The following is an 18,895-nucleotide window of genomic DNA, read 5'->3' as shown; positions in this document are numbered from 1 at the left end:
CATATCTAAACTTACTCAAAACTACATTAACAATAAACTATACACTTTAAAGGTGTTTTTAGTTACGAACTTATATATATTTGTAAATAAAACGAAAAAAAAGATATGTTGATAGAGTTTAGGGTCTCGAATTATCGTTCAATTGGTGAAGAACAAATTTTAAGTTTGGTTCCTGATAAGAAAAAAGGAGATCCAAATGACAATATTATTGAAAAAGGTAAACATAAAGCATTAAACTCAATTGCCATATATGGCAATAATGCAAGTGGAAAAAGCAATCTCCTTCTCTCTATGAGTTTGTTAGATAAGCTAGTACACTTATCTGCAAGATCTTCTTCAACAACAAAGCTTCCTTATGATCCTTTTTTATTAAGAAAAGGATTTAACCAGAAACCAACAAAATTTGAAATAACCTTTATCTTAAATGATGCCAAATATAGATATGGTATTATGTTTTTTGAAAATGAAATAGAATCTGAATGGTTGTTTAAAAAATCTAAAGGAAGAGAAGTTGATTTATTTTTAAGAAAAGGAGAATTAATTGACACATCATCTGCTTTTAAAGGTAATCCCAAAATAATTGATTTAGCAATTGAAGCAACTAAACCAAATGCTTTATTTTTATCTACCTGTGATATGTTCAATATAGATGAAGCTAAAGAAATTTTTCAATGGTTTAAACACTTTGTTATGATTGACGGTCTAAACACGGAAGATGAAGTCCTTAATACTGTAAATCTGTGGGAAAACGAAAACTATAAATCTAAAATTGGTGAGTATTTTGAAAGACTAAACTTAGGCGTGTTAAATATTGATGTCGCTTTCAAAGAATTTGATTCATCTGAATTACCCAAGAACTTGAATGAAAATACAAGGGATGAGATTATCAATCAATTGAAAGGAAAAAAAAGACCTATTATCAATACGATTCACAAACTCTACGATGAAGAAGGTAACATCACAAATAATAGTATTAATTGGGATATAAAAGAGCGAGAATCAGCAGGTACAAACAAAATTTTTCACCTTAGCGGTCCTATTCTATGGGCTTTATCAAATGGAGGTGTTTTAATTGTTGATGAAATAGAAGCTAAGCTACATCCTATAATGACTTTAGATACAATAAATTTATTTCTTAAAAAGGAAACAAATCCAAACAATGCTCAATTAATTTTTGCAACACACGATACAAATCTATTATCCTACTCAAAATTAAGAAGAGACCAAATTTATTTTTCTGAGAAAAACAGTTGGGAATCTACTGAAATATATTCTCTTTCAGATTTCATATATATCGACAAGGCGAATAAATCGAAAAGAGAAAGACCAGACTCAGATAAGGGGAAAAGATATTTTGAAGGTCGATATGGTGCAATCCCGATACTTTCTGATTTTTTTCTTTAACATTTATAAGAAAATGGCAAAAAAAGGTAAAATTGAAAAATTTGCTTTCAGGGAAACACAAGAACGCCCTGAAAGGATTAAGCGATATAAATACTTGTTTCTAATTGTTTGTGAAGACGAAAAAACAGAACCATTATACTTCAGTAAGTTTAAATCGAGAATTCCTGAGGATACTTTGTATTTAAAAACTGTTGGAACCGGAAGAGACCCAAAAGGTGTTGTTAACAAAGCAATAGAAGAGAAATTATTACTTGAAAATATTGTTAAAAAAGAAATCGATACAGTTTGGGTTGTCTTTGATAAAGATAGTGCAGATGAAAATTTAACTAAAATCAAAAATTTTTATGATGCTTTCAAAAATGCTAGGGAAAATAAATTTAAAATCGCTTATAGCAACGAAGTTTTTGAATTATGGCTTTTACTTCATTTGAAAGAGATTAACTCTGAGAAAGCAATTCCACGCAATGAAATTTATAAATTGTTAGAATCACAGATACAAAAAACACATAAGTATAAATCCTATACTTATGATCATAAAAAACCAAATCCAAAAACTATTGATATTATTTTTGAGTTAGGTGATTTAAAATTAGCTATTCAAAGAGCTAAAGTTTTAGATGAGAAAATGAAAAATATTAAACCTATTGATGCGAATCCAAGTACAAGGGTTTATTTGTTAATTGAAGAATTAAATGAATGGATAGAATTTTATTCTTATAAAGACAAATAATATATCAAACTGGTCGCAGGTTGTTTCCTACAATCCAAAATGTTAAAGAGCGGCACCACGTACAATGTATCAGGCATAAATATTCCTTTTGCCTTTAAACATTTTAATATTTTCAATAAGCACTTTCGAGCGTTACGCTCTTACTTGTTTTAGGTCTTAGGATTTCCTAAGACTAGTTTGGGATTGATACGTCAGAATTAAAGAAAGGGATTGTCGCTTTTCTCATTTAAGGGAATGGATAGGGATAGGCAGATTGTGAAACTCTGTCAGGTCTGGTATTATTAATTTGAGTGTCGATGGCTTCTATTTTAGTTCTTGCCTCTTTGAGAGGCTCTTCAGGATGGCTTAACTCTTCAGGTAAGATTGTCTTTTCTTCATCTTCAGTTTTTATACTCCAAATTTTATAGATTAATGATAGAACACAATAAATATAAGAAAAATATGGTTCTATAAACCAAAACTAAAGTATTAAATATTCTAAAAGCTAAACAGCAATTTTTCAGTCAAACATATTAAGATTAGTGATTGAAACAGATATTCTAAATTCAAGCTTAGATAAGTTTCTAAAAGAAATAGGCTGTCACCAAATACAATTGGACAGCCTATTTTTAACCTGTTTTTTTGCTAGTATTTGAACAAAGAAGGTTTATGCGTTAATACTTAATCGTTACATTTTAGTTTTTTTCTCAATCAAATCCATGCCACATTTCGAGCATTTTCCAAGTTTATTACTCATTACATCTGGATGCATGGTGCAAGTATAAATTTGCTTTTTCTTCTCGGACAATGCCATGCCACATTTTGAACATTTGTCTCCATTTTTCCCTTTAATATCTGGATGCATAGAGCACACATAGCTTATTTTCGTTTCTGTTTTGGATTTCTTATTGGTATTGGGTTCTTGTCCAAAAGAATTAATAATTGAGGTGCTCGCAAAGAGCATAAAAACAGCAATAAATTTGGTGGTTTTCATTTTATCTTAATACCTCACCCAAAGGAAGTTTTTTAGTATGCTTAAAATCATTTCTGGGGTTGTACTTGAAATGATTTATGTAAGATTATTTTTTTTTGCTATGTGTTTTCATGTCCATTTTATTGGTAAAACAATGTAAAGAGCAGGCTACGCCTTTATAACTGTCATGTACATTCCCAATTTTTTTCCCCTTAGCATCTAATATATCACAGGTTACACCATCGACGTCGTTTACAGAGAAGACAACCAAGCCGTTTGCATCATAATACGTTTTCCCATCTTTCCCCATTTTTCCTAGATTCTTTCCATTGACATCCAACAAAGAACCATTTGTATTTACGAAAGCTATTTTCTGACCATTAGCGTCTTTTATAAGACCTTCTCTGGCGACAGACCCTATTTTCGTACCTTCCAAATAAACATCACCCTTTGAATCAATTATATGACCTTTGAAGTCAGAACGAGTTTTTTGACCAAATGAGTTCTGTGTAAAAAAGCTCATTAATATAATGAGCACTATTGCTAATTTTTGCATTGTTTTGATAATTTAAATGTGAAAATTATACTTTACAGGAATTGAACTCTCAAGAAGATTTATTTATATTAACTGTTATGATACAAAGCCTATACTTACAAAAGCACTTGCATTGCCATTAGAAAACAAAATATACGAATTAGCTTCTTTTTCAGAAGTCCTATTTATTATAAAGTAAAATAACATTTGAAAAGATAATTCTACATCATACATTTTTCGCTCATTATTATATAATTTTCTGTTTAAATATTTAAATATAAATACACTACAAAACCTGTGAGCCCTTCTATGCTATTCAATGTAATAATATAAATAAGCCCTTTAAAAATAACTAGAAACCCCTAATTGTATTACACCCATCTTAGCTGGTGGATTACCTAATAAATCCCATTGTTTTTGGAAACGATAATTGAATCGGATGACGGTTGATGGAATCGGTCGCCAACTAACAGCGGGCATAATTGAGAATACTTCATCATAAATTTTATCTCCTGTTTCAGTAAATGTGTCCATATTCCAATCAACTCGCTCGATACGACAAGCGATACTAAAAGAAGAATTTGGAAAGCCTGCTAGTGGTTTTTTATAAATGGGTTGTACAATATCTACAAAGCCCCCATTTTGTTTACTGCCATATTGTACTGCGTAATTATTAGGCAAATCTACATTTACCCATGCCCATTCTGCGATAATGGATGTTTTGGTTTTTTTTATAACAGTATTAAAATCTACTGCAAAAACATTCAAAGACCTTTTTTCTGCTAAAATAAAGCCATCATCTTGAAACTTATTATAAACTCCCCCCATGTATGAAAGTCCCAATTCCCCAATTTTACGGTTTCTAATCGCTATTTTGCCTGTAAAAAGAGCTTGTCCGTTGCTACTTTCTTCAAAACGGTCTTTATTGGCTTTTGCTGCTGGCAAAGAGGTACGGCTGTTTTCATTATCAATGATGGTTTCATCAAAGCCATTAGTCAAATAAGTTTCGTAGGCAAATACCCATTGCTTCGTATATTTTTTACCATAGAATCCCATTCCAACATTACTAAAAGTAGCAGGAAGCATTTGTGTTGCTGATATGGGTCTATCGCTAAATTCCCATTTCGGACCATCATGATTTTGGTTAAATGCTCCAATTGGATTCATGATGATACCCCCACGGAAATTAAAGAGGTTTGCAAACTGAAAATCTAGGGCGGCAAATTCTATATTGATTTCCTTTGTACCATCTTCAAATTCAATTTCCGACATGAATTTTATTTTCTGATGTAGGCTTCCTCCTAAAAATAAAGTCATTCTACGCATTTGAAAAGAAAAACCTTCTCCAACGCCGTCAGTAACCCCATAAATGGTATTGAATTCTGCATATCCACCAACCCCTAATGGGGTACGACCAACCTGTAAAAACGGGCGGTTATATACAGCATCAAGGTTCATTTTGGTGGAATCTGAAATCGGTTTTCGTTTAAATAGTGTGGTATCAATCTGAGCAAAATTATTTTGAGATAGTACCAATAATAGTATCAATAAAAGTAGTTTTAGTTTCATTCTTGTTAGGCTAAAGTGATATAAATATATTCCTCGTCTGTTTTCACATTAAATGTTCGCAAAGCCTTTTCCGCAGGACCTTGTGTTACTTTACCTTTGTTATCAAATTCACTTCCATGACCTTCACAAACCAAATAATTGCCATGTGGTTGTACTTCGTTGCCTTGGTGCGTACACTCTAAATAGATAGCTGAGTATTGGTCTTCTCCCAAACGAAAAACGGCAATTGGAAATCCTAATTTCTCATATTTTGCCACGACTACGTTTCTAATATTTTGCTTTCCATCTTTTTTTACTTCGATAAACTCGCTTTTTTTTATTACCAAGTTATTTTGTTTCAAATCTATTTGCTTGGCATAGTATGCCGAACTACAAGCCTGTAAAGCTAGCGTTATAGCAGTACCCCCAATACAAGTCAGACAACCTGTACGAATAAAATCACGTCTTTTCATGTTAAAGGCTTTCTAAAAATGTTATTAATGTTTGTTTTTCTTTAGCACTCAATGCGCTGTATTGCAGACGGCTCTTTTGTGCTTCTCCACCATGTAAAACTATTGCTTCATCAATGCTTTTGGCACGCCCATCGTGTAATAAATGAATTTTACCTCCTTGTGAATCTTTTGATAAACCTAAACCCCAAAGTGGGGTTGTTCTCCATTCGTAAGTTTTAGCAGACCCTTCTGTATAATTATCATCTAAAGCTTTACCCATGTCGTGCATAAGTAAATCGGTATAAGCAGCAAAGGTTTTATTGCTTAATCCTTGAATGGTAGAATTACCTGTTTTCATTATTGGTGTATGGCAGTTACCACATTGAATCTTGATAAATAATGCTTTCCCTTCCTTCACCTCAACTATGTCAGCATTTCTTTGAATGGGTGCTTTTAGTGTATGCAGGTAATGTACCAAATCGGCTATTTCAGCATTACTTACTTCGGGGTCAAGCTCCTCACCACTGTATGTATCTTTTGGTGAATATGTACTAACCACGCCCATGTCTTGATTGTAAGCATTTACAGTTTGGTTGAATAAATCATACGCTCCTGCTTTTCTACCAAAACGACCAATATATTTACCATTTTTAGTAATTGCATTGGCTTTAGGAGTTACAAAGTCCGCTAACGTAATCCAGTTCGGAACACCAGAAATATCATCATTATCTTTATCATCTGGGTCTGCTAAAGCCAAAATGTCATCATCAGTAACAGCCTCTAAAAACCCTAACCCTGTATTTGAAGGGGCAATAAAAGTAGCTTGGGAAACTCCAAAAGGAATATTTTCAGGAGAAAAACCAGTGATGGCTCGATGTTGCAACTGAGGACCACCTTGTGTCAAAAAATGATTTCCAGTTTCATCCGTTTGTCCAAAACGAATTAAGCTTGTAGCAGGATGCCCCTTTCCATCACCTGCGTGACAACTAATACAAGAGTTTGAAACAAACAAAGGACCCAAGCCTGTATTGGCTGTAAAAACCTTTGCAAAAGCTATATCGCCACGAAGGAATTTAGCCGTTTCAGTAGTGGACAATTCTTCAATTGTTCCATCTAAAACTGTATTTTCATCGGGAGAGTCAGGAAGTAATTTTTCACAAGCAGTTGCGAAAAAAAAGATAAATGTCATTATTAAAAAGGTACAATTTGCTTTCATAACGCTATAATTAAAATATTAGAAATACAAAGGTATAATATTTAGACTAATCTAAATATTATATTAGTCATATTGTTTTTATTATTTTCGTCTTATTTTAAAAACAAAAATGGGTTACTCAAATACTCTGAGTAACCCATTTTATTTATCTTGATTATGTTAGAATGCTTAAAACTTCATATTCTGAATTCTAACAGCATTTAGAATAGCTAATAAAGCTACACCAACATCTGCAAAAATCGCTTCCCACATATTGGCTAATCCTCCAGCACCTAATATTAATACAATGGCTTTTACGGTAAAGGCGAGAACGATGTTTTGCCAAACTATCTTTTTGGTTTGTTTACCAATATTGATTGCCATTGGTATTTTTGAAGGTTTATCATCTTGAATGACAACATCAGCCGTTTCTATGGTAGCATCACTTCCTAAACCACCCATCGCAATACCAACATCACTCAAGGCTACAACAGGAGCATCATTTACTCCGTCGCCAATAAAGCACACCGTTTCATGATTGGCTTTTATTGCTTTAACCTTGTTTACTTTGTCTTCAGGTAGTAAATCTCCAAAAGCATTAGTAATCCCTAATTTATCTGCAACGAATTTTACAACGTTACTTTTATCTCCACTGAGCATAGTAGTTTTTACACCTAATGCTTTTAGTTGATTGATGGTTTCCTGTGCATCTTCCTTAATACTATCGGCAATGGTTAAATAACCCACAAATTTTTTATCGTAAGCAATTGCAATCAAGGTATAAACAATCGAAGTAGGGTCAATATCATAAGCAATCGAATTAGCATCCATCAATTTGAAATTTCCTACTAACAATTTCTTGCCATTTATTTCGGCTTTAAGTCCCTGTCCAGCTATTTCCTCTACATTTTTCAATTCGATACTGTTATCTACATTCCCTACAAAGTCATGAATGGCAGTGGCTACTGGATGTGTGCTTTGGCTTTCCAAGGCATTTACCATTTGCAATATTTCATCTTTATTAAAGTCAGATTTAATGACTACTTCCTGTACCTTAAAAATACCTTCGGTCATTGTTCCTGTTTTATCCATTACTACGTTCTGAATATTAGCGATGATGTCCAGAAAGTTACTCCCTTTAAAGAGAATACCATGTTTACTAGCAGCACCAATCCCTCCGAAATAGCCTAAAGGAATACTGATAACCAATGCGCATGGGCAAGAAATTACCAAGAAAATTAATGCACGGTACAGCCATTGGCTAAATATATAATCACCAATAAAAAAATAAGGCAATAAACAAGTAGCAGTGGCTAAAAACACGACAATTGGCGTATAGATTTTAGCAAACTTTCTAATGAATAACTCTGTTGGTGCTTTTTGTGCGGTGGCATTTTGAACCAACTCCAAAATCTTTGAAAGTTTACTATCCTTGTATGCTGTCGTAATTTTTACTTGTGAAACAGTATTCAAGTTTATCATTCCTGCTAATACTGTTTCGTCCTTAGTTTTGGTATCTGGTTTACTCTCTCCAGTAAGTGCTGCCGTGTTGAAAGAGGCTGTATCTGAAAGTAATTCGCCATCCAAGCCTAATTTCTCACCTGCTTTCAGTTGAATAATGTCGCCAATATTAGCAGAGACTGCTTTAATTATTTTCGCCTGATTATTTTGCACGATTGTTACTTCATCAGGTCGTTGGTCAAGTAGCGATTTAATGTTTGCTTTTGCACGTTTTACAGCTAAAGTCTGAAACACTTCCCCAACAGAATAAAATAACATTACCGCAACCCCTTCAGGATATTCGCCAATAGCAAAGGCTCCAACTGTTGCAATACTCATCAATAAAAATTCTGAGAATATTTCACCCTTGCCAATACTTTCACCGGCTTCTTTTAACACAGGAAAACCAACAGGTAGATAAGCAACACCATACCAAATAATACGTATCCAGCCCGTGAACCAAGATTGAGGAAAATAGTTATCTATCATAATGGCAATTAGTAATAAAAATAAACTAATTGTCGCAGGCAAAAACATTTGAGTAATGCTTATACTTCCACCAGCATAATCATGTCCGTCATCGTCTGAATGTTCGTATTCATGTTCATTTTGGTCGTCGCTGGCACAACAACTATCTTTTGGGGCTTTATTTTTTAAAGAGGGGTTTGCCATTCTATTTACTTTTTCCTCTTGTGTACAACAAAGTTGTTTCCCGTCTTTGTCGTAAGTGTGTTTATGTTCCATGTTATTAGTTTAAATCAATGCCCATGCTCATCGCCACCTTCGGCATTGGCAATGGATGATTGCAGATAATATGAACCCTTTATAACAATTTTTGCTCCAACAGCGATGTCTTGTAGAGGTGTAACCTGAACAAATCCTAATTGGATTGCTCCTGTTTTTACTTCTATTCGCTTGAAATGGACGCCTTCGTCATGGCTATTTTTATTAGCTTCTCCATTTTTCAAATCTTCATGTTCTTCTTGAATAAAAATAAATTCTTTTCCTTCTGCCTTGATAACCGCATCAATAGGAAGCGTATTTACATCGTTTTTGCCAATGTCAATTAATGCACTTACATACATTCCAGAAATTAAGCCTGCTTTGCTATTGTTAATGTCGGCATGAACAGCCACCGATTTTGTTTCATTTTGGAAAGCTTTACCAACGCTAAAAATCTTTCCTAAAATTTCTTGATTACCTTGATTGGTAAGTACAAAACGAACATCTTGACCAATCTTGATTCTAAAAAGGTCTTTTTCATACACTAACAAATCTACGTGCATTTTTGAATTATCAACGATTGAAAACAAAGAGGTATTGGGAGAAACACTGCTACCAATTTTTACCTCTACAGCAGTGATATAACCAGAAATAGGGGCTATAATGGCAATCGTGGTACCATTCCCTTTGCTACTAAGAGCAATTGTTTGCTCCAGAATCTGAATTTGATGTGCCAAATTTTCGACTTTACCTTTGATAGCTTCAAAATCAGCACTCGTTTTTTGAAAGGTTTTTTTAGCTGTTACGTTTTCATCACTTAATTCTTTTTGGCGAAGAAAATCTAGGCTTAAATAGCCCATTGAGGCTTTAGCCTGTTGTAATTCATCCATCAATTTTACTTTTTGCAAACGAAGATTGTTGAATTCAACACTTTGGAATGTAGCTAGGCTTTGTCCTTTTTTTACATACTGTCCTTCGATAACGGCAATGGATTTAATGATACCTGCCATAAAAACAGACACATCTGCTTGATTCTGGGGTGGTAGCTTAGTATAACCATTGGCTGTGATTACCTCACTTAGATTTTTTCTCTCAAAATTTCCAAAAACAATTTGTGATGCTTTTACCTGAGCAGGAGTAAGTTCTACCGTACCTTTTTCATCTTCATGATGCTCTTCTGTTGCTGTAGTTTCGGCACTTTTTTTACATGACAAAACAGTCATGATTAAAAGAAAAACCGTAATATATTTTGCTATGCTATGATGATTGAATTTCATTTTTCAAAAATTTAATTGTTCAACAAATATTGAATATTGATATTATTTTGATTGAATTGGCTAATAACACTGAGGTTATTTTGCTGAATGCTCAATACTGTTTCTAGTCCTTGTAAATATTCAACATAGCCAATCTCTCCATTTTGAAAGGCTTTTTGAGCATTACTACTAATAATCTCGGCATTGGGTAAAGCCGTTTGGATATAATAGTCTATCAAGGATTGATTGACCTTTTGCTCTTCAATCTGTTGCAGTAACTGGCTGTTTAGTTGATTTTTGAGATATTCTACATTCTTTTGCTGAACTAATACTTCTGTTCCCGAAGCTTTAATACGAGCATTGCTTGCTTTGCCAAAGAGTGGAATGCTGATACCTAAATTAACTCCTTGAAAGCGTGGTGAACCATTGTAATAAGTGGTTTTACCTTCAATATCCTGATTCCCTGTGAGTGATTGCAAAAAATATCCTGCTGAAAAATCAGGCTTCCTTTGAGCTTTTTCTACATTTTTGAAAGCATTAGCAATCTCTACCTGTTGCATCGCTACTTGAAGCATCGGATTTTGATTGATATAAAGTGAATCAGCATATAAGGCTTTTGAAGGAGAAAAGTTATTTTCAGCCAAAACAAAATCTTCTTTCAAGTTCAAAATATTTTTTAGCTTGATTTTCTCACGCACTATCAATCCATCGTTTTGCTTCCTGATTTGCGCCAGTTCTTGCTGTTTAGTTTCGGCTGTTGTTTTCTCTAATAAATTACTTTCACCTGTTTTAAACCTCAATTTTGCAGCATCTACAAATACCTTTAAGTATTCCTCTTGTTTTTGTAACAACTGATTGACAGCCGACCAGTACAAAATCATATTCCAAGACTGCCGAATTTGATAAATAATATCATGTTTAGTCGAAGCTAATTTGAGTTCACTATTTTTGATATTTTCGTTGATAAGCTGTTTTTTTGCTTGAAACTGAAAAGGACTAAAGCTTTGTGCAATAGTATAACTCTGGTCGAAACTTCTGGTATTGTATTGACCAAACATCGCATTGATGGAGGTTTTGGGTAATTCAATGGCCGTTGGTTTTAGTTGACTTTGCGTTTTTATCGCTAACTCGTTGGCTTGAACCAACGTATTGTTCTTAGTTCCTAATTCAATAGCTTGATTCAAGTTGAGCGTTTGTTTTTCCTGTGCATTAGTAGCATTACTCCAAAATAAAAACAACAAAAGGCTTGCAACGATACTTGCTTTTTTAGGAGGTTTTATTCCTTTTTCTAAAAGAAAATACAAAATTGGAAGGACAATCAAGGTTAATAAAGTAGCTGTAATTAAACCTCCGATTACTACTGTCGCCAAAGGTTTTTGTACTTCAGCACCTGCTCCGCTACTCAAGGCCATTGGTAAAAAGCCTAATGAAGCAACTGCGGCAGTCATAACTACTGGACGAAGACGTACTTTTGTTCCTTCTTTGATTCTGGCTAAGATATCGTCCCATCCTTCTGCTTTTAGTTGATTGAAATAGCCAATCAATACTATGCCATTTAGTACAGCCACTCCAAAAAGAGCAATAAAACCAATACCAGCCGAAATACTAAAAGGCATTCCTCTTAGCCAAAGCGCAAAAACACCGCCGATAGCCGAAAGAGGGATTGCCGTAAAAATAAGAAGGGATTGCTTGACAGAATGAAACGTAAAATAAAGCAAAACAAAAATCAAGAGTAAAGCCGCAGGAACAGCTACAGCAAGACGTTTATTGGCTTCTACCAAGTTTTCAAACTGGCCACCATAAGTAATATAATAGCCTTCTGGCAATTTGAGTTTAGCATCTAGTCTTGCTTGAATATCGTTTACTACCGACTTCACATCTCGTCCACGAACATTTAAGCCTATAACTATTCTACGCCTGCCATCTTCACGACTTATTTGTGCTGGACCCTGTTCAAAATTTACATCTGCTACTTGTTCAAGAGGTATTTGATTACCTGAAGGTAGGCTAATAAAAATATTTTTTACGTTAGAAATATCCTGACGAAAATCTTTATCAAGACGAACCACTAAATCATAACGTCTTTCTCCTTCATAAACCTTTCCTGTGGCTTCTCCAGCAAATCCTGTTCTTACTACTTTGTTCAAGTCACCTACATTCAAGCCATAAAGTGCCATTTTATCTGGATTATAACGTACCGTAATTTGAGGCATTCCAGTTACTTGTTCTGCTTTAATATCCGCTACGCCTTCAATATTACCGATGAGTCCGATGGTACTATTGGCAGTTACTGCTAATTTTTCTAAATCTTCTCCAAAAATCTTGATGGCAATATCACTTCTTACACCCGTCATCAATTCATTAAATCGCATTTGAATCGGTTGAGAAACTTCAAAACCAACACCTGGGATTTGCTCTAATTCTTCTTTCATCATATCTGCTAATTGATAGAAATCCTTCGTGGTTGTCCATTCTGATTTATCTTTTAGAATGATAATTAAATCTCCTGTTTCAATGGGCATTGGGTCGGTTGGTATTTCGGCTGAGCCAATTTTTGATACAACTTCTACAACCTCTGGGAATTTATTTCTCAGTCTTTTTTCTAATTGTATAGACGTTTCAATACTCATACTTAAAGAACTTCCATTGGCAATTCTAAAATTTATAGCATAGTCGCCTTCCTCCAAGGTTGGAATAAACTCACCTCCCATTCTGCTAAAAATAAGTAGGACAACCCCAAAAAATACGACAGCAACACTTAGAACGACAGCTTTTAAGCGTAAAGCACCATCTAAAATAGGCTGATAAAAACGATATATAAAATCAATGATTTTATCAGAAACATTCTTTTTGTGGCTAATCGTTTTACTCAAAAATAGAGCCGATGCCATTGGTACGTAAGTAAGTGAAAGAATAAATGCCCCTAAGATAGCAAAGGATACAGTTTGTGCCATCGGTTTAAACATCTTTCCTTCTGTACCAACTAAAGCCAAAATGGGTAAATAGACAATAAGAATGATTATTTCTCCAAATGCTGCACTACTTCTGATTTTGGTAGCGGCATGTAATACTTCATCATCCATTTGTTGATTATCCAATCGTCCTTCTTTGTTTTGTTGAAGTCGATGAATAACGGCTTCAACAATGATTACCGCTCCATCTACAATAAGCCCAAAATCTATTGCACCTAAACTCATTAGGTTACCACTCACGCCAAACAGGTTCATCATAGTGACGGCAAAAAGCAAGGCTAAAGGGATGACCGATGCTACTATCAAACCAGCACGCCAGTTCCCTAAGAGTAAAACCAAGACAAAAATGACAATTAAAGCTCCTTCTAATAGGTTTTTTTCAACTGTTCCAATAGCATTATTTACGAGTTTTGTTCGGTCAATGAAGGGCTCAAGTGCTACGCCTTCTGGCAATGATTTTCTGATTTGTTCTACTTTGGCTTTGGTACGGTTAACCACCGCCGATGAGTTTTCTCCTTTTAGCATCAGCACCATACCCCCTACAACTTCCCCTTTCCCATCTTTGGTAACAGCTCCATATCGCAAAGCAGACCCTTCTTGCACTTTGGCTACATCTCGAATTAAAATAGGGATACCATTGTTATTTTTCACCACTATTTTTTCAATATCAGCGATGTTTTTCACCATACCCAAAGCCCTGATAAAATACACATAAGGCTGTTTGTCTATGTAGGCGCCTCCTGTATTTTCATTGTTTTTTTCTAGCGCAATAAAAATATCAGTGATGGTAACATTCATACTTTTGAGTCGGTCGGGCTGAACGGCTATTTCATATTGCTTGAGATCCCCGCCCAAGGTAGTTACTTCTGCAATCCCAGCAGTTCCTAGCAGTTGAGGTTTAACTACCCAATCTTGAATGCTACGAAGTTTAGACGCATCATACTTATCTTCAAAGCCTTTTTTAGCGAAAATAACGTATTGATAGATTTCACCCAGACCAGTACTGATGGGAGCTAGTTCTGGAATACCTGTACCCTTGGGAATGAGGCGTTCAGCATCTTTTAGCTTTTCGCTCATTTGCTGCCTTGCCCAATAAATATCTACATTTTCTTCAAAGACAAGGGTAATAACACTCAAACCAAAACGACTAATTGAACGCATTTCTACGATTTTTGGAATCGTTTTCATTGTTTGTTCGATGGGATAGGTAATAAACTGCTCAACTTCTTGGGTAGCTAATGTAGGAGCAGTTGTAATGACTTGTACCTGATTATTGGTAATATCAGGTAGGGCATCAATAGGTAATCGGCTTAAATTATAAATGCCGACCAGTACTAATGCCAACGTAAATAAACCAACGATAAATTTATTTTTTATCGAGAATTCTATGATTTTATCTAACATTCTTTTGAAATCTAATTTTTAAAAACTCATGTAATGCCACAAATAATATCCATGCTGATTAATCAATCAGGTGCATAATAGTGACCATAAAATTTTTGAAATTAGACTTTGGGCGGTTGCCAGATATTCCCGTAGAAATTTGAAAGGGGAGATTCGTTTTTATAAACAATTATTGTTTTTCCCGTGTAAAAAGAGCTTTCATTTTCAATCGTCAAGGTAGGGAGATAGAAACGGAAAGCAATATTCATCCCACAACAAGCACAAGTACAAAAAGGAGAACAGGTTTCCGTATCTTCAGTATGCTCTGTATGGTTTGTTTTAGATAATGAATAGTGAGTATCGCCAGAAACCTTATTACAGTCATTCACATCTCCGCAAGGCAAACATGCAAGTACTAGTATGTACATTGATAATATGACTGAATATATTTTCATGAAGCAAATTTACATTAAAAACAAGTGCAACAGGTTTGCAAAAAGTAAATATTATTTCTGCAAAAAACATAATGTTATTCATCATTATACTTCTGTTCTACTTACACCAGCCATTTCCTATCTGTATTGGGGGACAAGGTAAAATAAAAAAACAATCGAAATATTATTTCGATTGTTTCACTACTACATCAATATGAGAATCATAAAATGATTCAACAAAATTATCTTTATTCAGAGTACCATTTGTTTTTAAACCAGAAGGCAACTCTTACCAATAAAATTAAAGCAGGAACTTCCACTAAAGGACCAATAACACCTGCAAATGCTTGTCCACTATTGATCCCGAATATTCCGATAGCAACAGCAATCGCTAATTCAAAATTATTACCTGTTGCTGTGAATGAAATCGCAGTATTTTTAGAATAATCGGCTCCCATTTTTTTGCCAATTATAAAACTTACCAAAAACATGATAAGGAAATACAGCACTAATGGAATTGCGATAGTCAATACATCGAATGGAATTTGTACAATGAGCTTTCCCTTTAAACTAAACATTAAAACAATGGTAAAAAGCAAGGCAATTAAGGTTATGGGAGAAATAAACGGAATATACTTGTTGTTAAACCATTCAATCCCTTTCCACTTTATCAATACATATCGACTAATAATTCCAGCAAAAAATGGAATACCTAAATAGACCAAAACACTTTCTGCAATCTGTTCAATGGTAATGTTTACTTCCATACTTTTTACTCCAAAATATGGTGGTAAAACAGTAATAAAAAGATACGCATAGATACTGTAAAATAGAATTTGAAAAACGCTATTTAAAGCTACCAATCCAGCGGCATATTCTCGATTTCCTTCTGCTAATTCATTCCAAACGATAACCATTGCAATACATCTTGCAATACCGATTAAAATTAAACCAACCATATATTCTGGTTGATTATGGAAGAAAATAATTGCTAATGCAAACATCAAGATTGGTCCAATTATCCAATTTAATAAAAGTGATACACTTAGTATTTTGGTATTTTTAAATACTTCCCCCATATTTTCAAAACGTACTTTTGCTAAAGGTGGGTACATCATCAAAATTAAACCAATAGCCAGAGGAACGTTAGTTGTTCCACTTGAAAATGAATTAATAAATTGGGATGAATCTGGAATAAAATAGCCAATCCCTACGCCAATAAACATGGCTAAGAAAATCCATAAAGTTAGGTATTGGTCTAAAAAACTTAGCTTTTTTCGTTGGGTTGGATTACAGTTGAGAGCACTCATAAAAATTGATTTGTTACTTGTTTATACTGTTGAGCAGAAAGTAAATTTTTCACTTCCTCTATATTTTCTATTGCTACTTTGATTATCCAGCCTGTTGCAAAAGGGTCTGAATTAACAAAAGTTGGCTCTTTTAATAACTGCTTGTTACTTTCAAGTACTTGACCTGAAACTGGCATAAACAAATCACTGACTGTTTTTAGTGCTTCGACTGAGCCAAAAATCTCATCTTGTTTAAATTTATATCCATCGTTGGGAAGGTCAACATACACAATTTCTCCTAATTCGCTTTGTGCAAATTCTGTGATGCCAACGATACCAATTTCGTTTTCTATTCTTAACCAAGTATGTTCTTTTGAATAGTAATATTCTTCTGGTATTTCCATTTTGTTTTAAGATTAAAAGTTAGAATGCCTTCTTGAGCATTTCTGCAAATTCATTTGGAAGAGGACTATCTTCAATCGCTTTAATGGATAAATCAATATCATAGTCAAAGCGAATAAATTGTACCTGAAGGCTTTCTTGATATAACTTCCCGCTATTCTTGTGAATGTGTAAGACTACAAAACCGCCTTGTGGGTTTCCGTCTTTGGGTTTACCCACCGATCCAGTATTGATTGCATGATAGTACCTAGTCGTATTATCGACGGTTTCAGATAAAATGCGATGGTAAGGTTTGTGAGAATGACCAAAGCATAAAATATCAACTCCTGCTTCTTTAAAGACATTGATGAAATCACTTTCATCTTTATTCTCTAAAAGATACTCTTCGTTACTCGTGGGGCTACCATGCACCAAAAGCATTTTTAGAGAACCTTCATTTAATTCAAAATCAACTCGAATATGAGCAGGTAGCGTCGCTAAATACTGTTTTTCAGTCTCTCCAATAATCCTGTAAGCATAGTTCTTTCCCGTTTCAGCTAATTGCTTTTCAGAAAGTTTTTTGACTTTTGCATCATGATTCCCTGCTATGGTTGGAATACAACGTTTCCTAATTTCATTGATTACTTCGTTAGGAAAAACGTGATAACCAACTAAATCGCCTAAACAATAAATCGCATCAGGCTTTTGTTTTTCTATCTCTTCTAAAGCTTTTTCAAACGCTGGTAAATTAGCGTGAACATCAGAAAAAAGTACAATTTTCATTTCGTATAGATTAAATTCCTTTTCTTAAGCTTTCTGCATAAGCATTCGGTAAACGAGATTCTTCTACAGCTTGAGCTGCCTTTTCAACATCATAATCAAAGCGAATAAACTCTACCTGAATGCTTTCCTTATTCAGTATCGAGCTATTTTCATTGATAGTAAGCATCACATATCCACCTTGAGGATTACCATCTTTTGGTTTACCTACTGAGCCAATATTAATTGCATGTCGAAAATGGTCTTGTCCTTTTATACCTGAGTTCAATATACGATGGTATGGTTTATGCGTATGACCAAAGCACATAACATCAGCATCAGCTTGCTCCATAATGCGTATCATACTTTTTTCTTCACGGTCTTCAAATAAGTATTCGTTTATTCTTCTTGGGCTACCATGTACTAACAATAAATTTAACTTATCGCCATTGAGTTGAAACTCAACTTTAATATGAGCAGGAAGAGTACGTAAATAAGACCTTTCTTTTTCTCCCACAGATTCATTGGTAAATGAAATAGAGACTGCTCCATTCGCCTTTTCGTCATCTGTTTTGTAAGCACATCCACAATCATCACTTGCTCGCCCTATACCAAAATCATAGTTCCCAGCAATGGTAGGAATATTACGCTTTCTAATTTCATTGATTACTTCATTTGACCAAATGTTATAGCCAACTAAATCGCCTAGGCAATATATTGCATCTGGATTACGAGTTTCTACATCCGCAAAAAACGCTTCCAAAGCAGGAAGGTTTGCGTGAATATCACTAAATAATACGATTTTCATTTTGAAATGGATATTAAAGACTTACTGCACCTATAATTAGTGTTAACGCCCTCTGCTTTTTCTAAGCTATTTTCAGAAGGCGTTTTCTATTCGTTTTTATTAGCAACAACCACCGCCAGGCGTACAGGCGTTAGGACTTGCTACTGCCAAGTCTGCCAAAGAAATCTTCTTTTTTACAGGAGGGATGCCACATTTATCTTGTGCTAAACAGTTTGTTTGCTGAGAAACCAATATAAATTTTTGACCATTGAAGGACAATCCATATTTCCCAATCGTTTCTCCTTGATATTCAACTTCGATAGGTAAATCTTCCATTCCTAAAACTTTTTCAGATAACGCAATGATACCTAAAAGTTTTTGTGGTGCTAAACGATGGTCAAAATCATCTGCATTCCACAATTGGAAATTTGCCACTTTTTCATTGCGAACCGTTCCGCCACAATCAATAAAGTTTTTAGAGATAACACCTACTTCTGTTACATGAAAATGCGCAGGCACTCTTTGACCATTTTCTAATTCAAAACTTACTTCTTGAGCAGTTTCTAATATTGCTTTGATTTCTGATAGTATCATT

The 18,895-nt window shown here is 34.4% G+C and carries 16 protein-coding genes; 2 read left to right on the top strand and 14 right to left on the bottom strand.

Annotated features, from left to right (window positions below; all coding sequences use genetic code 11):
- Positions 1 to 105: 105 nt before the first annotated feature.
- Positions 106 to 1,404, top strand: coding sequence for an ATP-binding protein (locus J2Y60_RS18185; RefSeq protein ID WP_309922206.1), 1,299 nt, complete (start codon positions 106 to 108; stop codon positions 1,402 to 1,404).
- A gap of 13 nt (positions 1,405 to 1,417) precedes the next feature.
- Complete coding sequence (locus J2Y60_RS18180; RefSeq protein WP_309922209.1) at positions 1,418 to 2,134, top strand: RloB family protein; 717 nt, start codon at positions 1,418 to 1,420, stop codon at positions 2,132 to 2,134.
- A 667-nt stretch (positions 2,135 to 2,801) separates the two neighbouring features.
- Here the strand turns inward: J2Y60_RS18180 and J2Y60_RS18175 are convergent.
- The 14 genes from J2Y60_RS18175 to J2Y60_RS18110 form a co-directional block, all read right to left on the bottom strand.
- Positions 2,802 to 3,107 carry a heavy metal-binding domain-containing protein gene (locus tag J2Y60_RS18175; protein WP_309922212.1) on the bottom strand — a complete coding sequence of 102 codons (306 nt, stop codon included), beginning with the start codon at positions 3,105 to 3,107 and terminating at the stop codon, positions 2,802 to 2,804.
- An 85-nt stretch (positions 3,108 to 3,192) separates the two neighbouring features.
- A complete protein-coding gene (locus tag J2Y60_RS18170; RefSeq protein WP_309922215.1) occupies positions 3,193 to 3,642 on the bottom strand; it encodes a 5-fold beta-flower protein in 450 nt (149 codons plus the stop codon).
- Positions 3,643 to 3,963: 321 nt separating this feature from the next.
- A complete protein-coding gene (locus tag J2Y60_RS18165; RefSeq protein WP_309922218.1) occupies positions 3,964 to 5,190 on the bottom strand; it encodes a hypothetical protein in 1,227 nt (408 codons plus the stop codon).
- A gap of 5 nt (positions 5,191 to 5,195) precedes the next feature.
- Positions 5,196 to 5,642 (bottom strand): Rieske 2Fe-2S domain-containing protein, encoded by a 447-nt coding sequence (locus J2Y60_RS18160; RefSeq protein ID WP_309922222.1) that lies wholly within the window; start codon positions 5,640 to 5,642, stop codon positions 5,196 to 5,198.
- Position 5,643: 1 nt separating this feature from the next.
- A complete protein-coding gene (locus J2Y60_RS18155; RefSeq protein WP_309922225.1) occupies positions 5,644 to 6,810 on the bottom strand; it encodes a di-heme oxidoredictase family protein in 1,167 nt (388 codons plus the stop codon).
- Positions 6,811 to 7,005: 195 nt separating this feature from the next.
- The gene (locus J2Y60_RS18150; RefSeq protein WP_409014239.1) at positions 7,006 to 8,988 is read right to left on the bottom strand and encodes a heavy metal translocating P-type ATPase; all 1,983 of its coding nucleotides are present in this window, start codon (positions 8,986 to 8,988) and stop codon (positions 7,006 to 7,008) included.
- An 86-nt stretch (positions 8,989 to 9,074) separates the two neighbouring features.
- Positions 9,075 to 10,316 carry an efflux RND transporter periplasmic adaptor subunit gene (locus tag J2Y60_RS18145; protein ID WP_309922232.1) on the bottom strand — a complete coding sequence of 414 codons (1,242 nt, stop codon included), beginning with the start codon at positions 10,314 to 10,316 and terminating at the stop codon, positions 9,075 to 9,077.
- An 11-nt stretch (positions 10,317 to 10,327) separates the two neighbouring features.
- Entirely contained in the window at positions 10,328 to 14,671 is a 4,344-nt protein-coding gene (locus J2Y60_RS18140) for a CusA/CzcA family heavy metal efflux RND transporter (protein WP_309922235.1), read from the bottom strand.
- Positions 14,672 to 14,772: 101 nt separating this feature from the next.
- Entirely contained in the window at positions 14,773 to 15,105 is a 333-nt protein-coding gene (locus J2Y60_RS18135) for a DUF6660 family protein (protein WP_309922238.1), read from the bottom strand.
- A 227-nt stretch (positions 15,106 to 15,332) separates the two neighbouring features.
- Positions 15,333 to 16,394 (bottom strand): ACR3 family arsenite efflux transporter, encoded by a 1,062-nt coding sequence (arsB, locus tag J2Y60_RS18130; RefSeq protein WP_309922241.1) that lies wholly within the window; start codon positions 16,392 to 16,394, stop codon positions 15,333 to 15,335.
- Complete coding sequence (gene gcvH, locus J2Y60_RS18125) at positions 16,391 to 16,777, bottom strand: glycine cleavage system protein GcvH (protein WP_309922246.1); 387 nt, start codon at positions 16,775 to 16,777, stop codon at positions 16,391 to 16,393. The genes arsB and gcvH overlap by 4 nt, the downstream gene beginning before the upstream one ends.
- A 19-nt stretch (positions 16,778 to 16,796) precedes the next feature.
- Positions 16,797 to 17,537 (bottom strand): metallophosphoesterase family protein, encoded by a 741-nt coding sequence (locus J2Y60_RS18120; RefSeq protein WP_309922250.1) that lies wholly within the window; start codon positions 17,535 to 17,537, stop codon positions 16,797 to 16,799.
- 10 nt (positions 17,538 to 17,547) lie between these two features.
- Entirely contained in the window at positions 17,548 to 18,321 is a 774-nt protein-coding gene (locus J2Y60_RS18115) for a metallophosphoesterase family protein (protein WP_309922253.1), read from the bottom strand.
- 99 nt (positions 18,322 to 18,420) lie between these two features.
- On the bottom strand, positions 18,421 to 18,894 hold the full coding sequence (locus J2Y60_RS18110) for a DUF6428 family protein (RefSeq protein WP_309922256.1): 474 nt from the start codon (positions 18,892 to 18,894) through the stop codon (positions 18,421 to 18,423).
- Position 18,895: the final 1 nt, after the last annotated feature.

The organism is Arcicella sp. BE140 (assembly GCF_031456255.1).
In the GTDB taxonomy this organism is placed as follows: Bacteria; Bacteroidota; Bacteroidia; order Cytophagales; family Spirosomataceae; genus Arcicella; species Arcicella aquatica.
This window is presented reverse-complemented; position numbering and strand designations above follow the sequence as displayed.

Bases quoted from the DNA above. Each gene is read 5' to 3' on its own strand.
- J2Y60_RS18185 (WP_309922206.1), top strand. From the start codon at position 106: ATGTTGATAGAGTTTAGGGTCTCGAATTATCGTTCAATTGGTGAAGAA.
- J2Y60_RS18180 (WP_309922209.1), top strand. From the start codon at position 1,418: ATGGCAAAAAAAGGTAAAATTGAAAAATTTGCTTTCAGGGAAACACAA.
- J2Y60_RS18175 (WP_309922212.1), bottom strand. From the start codon at position 3,107: ATGAAAACCACCAAATTTATTGCTGTTTTTATGCTCTTTGCGAGCACC.
- J2Y60_RS18170 (WP_309922215.1), bottom strand. From the start codon at position 3,642: ATGCAAAAATTAGCAATAGTGCTCATTATATTAATGAGCTTTTTTACA.
- J2Y60_RS18165 (WP_309922218.1), bottom strand. From the start codon at position 5,190: ATGAAACTAAAACTACTTTTATTGATACTATTATTGGTACTATCTCAA.
- J2Y60_RS18160 (WP_309922222.1), bottom strand. From the start codon at position 5,642: ATGAAAAGACGTGATTTTATTCGTACAGGTTGTCTGACTTGTATTGGG.
- J2Y60_RS18155 (WP_309922225.1), bottom strand. From the start codon at position 6,810: ATGACATTTATCTTTTTTTTCGCAACTGCTTGTGAAAAATTACTTCCT.
- J2Y60_RS18150 (WP_409014239.1), bottom strand. From the start codon at position 8,988: ATGGCAAACCCCTCTTTAAAAAATAAAGCCCCAAAAGATAGTTGTTGT.
- J2Y60_RS18145 (WP_309922232.1), bottom strand. From the start codon at position 10,316: ATGAAATTCAATCATCATAGCATAGCAAAATATATTACGGTTTTTCTT.
- J2Y60_RS18140 (WP_309922235.1), bottom strand. From the start codon at position 14,671: ATGTTAGATAAAATCATAGAATTCTCGATAAAAAATAAATTTATCGTT.
- J2Y60_RS18135 (WP_309922238.1), bottom strand. From the start codon at position 15,105: ATGAAAATATATTCAGTCATATTATCAATGTACATACTAGTACTTGCA.
- arsB (WP_309922241.1), bottom strand. From the start codon at position 16,394: ATGAGTGCTCTCAACTGTAATCCAACCCAACGAAAAAAGCTAAGTTTT.
- gcvH (WP_309922246.1), bottom strand. From the start codon at position 16,777: ATGGAAATACCAGAAGAATATTACTATTCAAAAGAACATACTTGGTTA.
- J2Y60_RS18120 (WP_309922250.1), bottom strand. From the start codon at position 17,537: ATGAAAATTGTACTTTTTTCTGATGTTCACGCTAATTTACCAGCGTTT.
- J2Y60_RS18115 (WP_309922253.1), bottom strand. From the start codon at position 18,321: ATGAAAATCGTATTATTTAGTGATATTCACGCAAACCTTCCTGCTTTG.
- J2Y60_RS18110 (WP_309922256.1), bottom strand. From the start codon at position 18,894: ATGATACTATCAGAAATCAAAGCAATATTAGAAACTGCTCAAGAAGTA.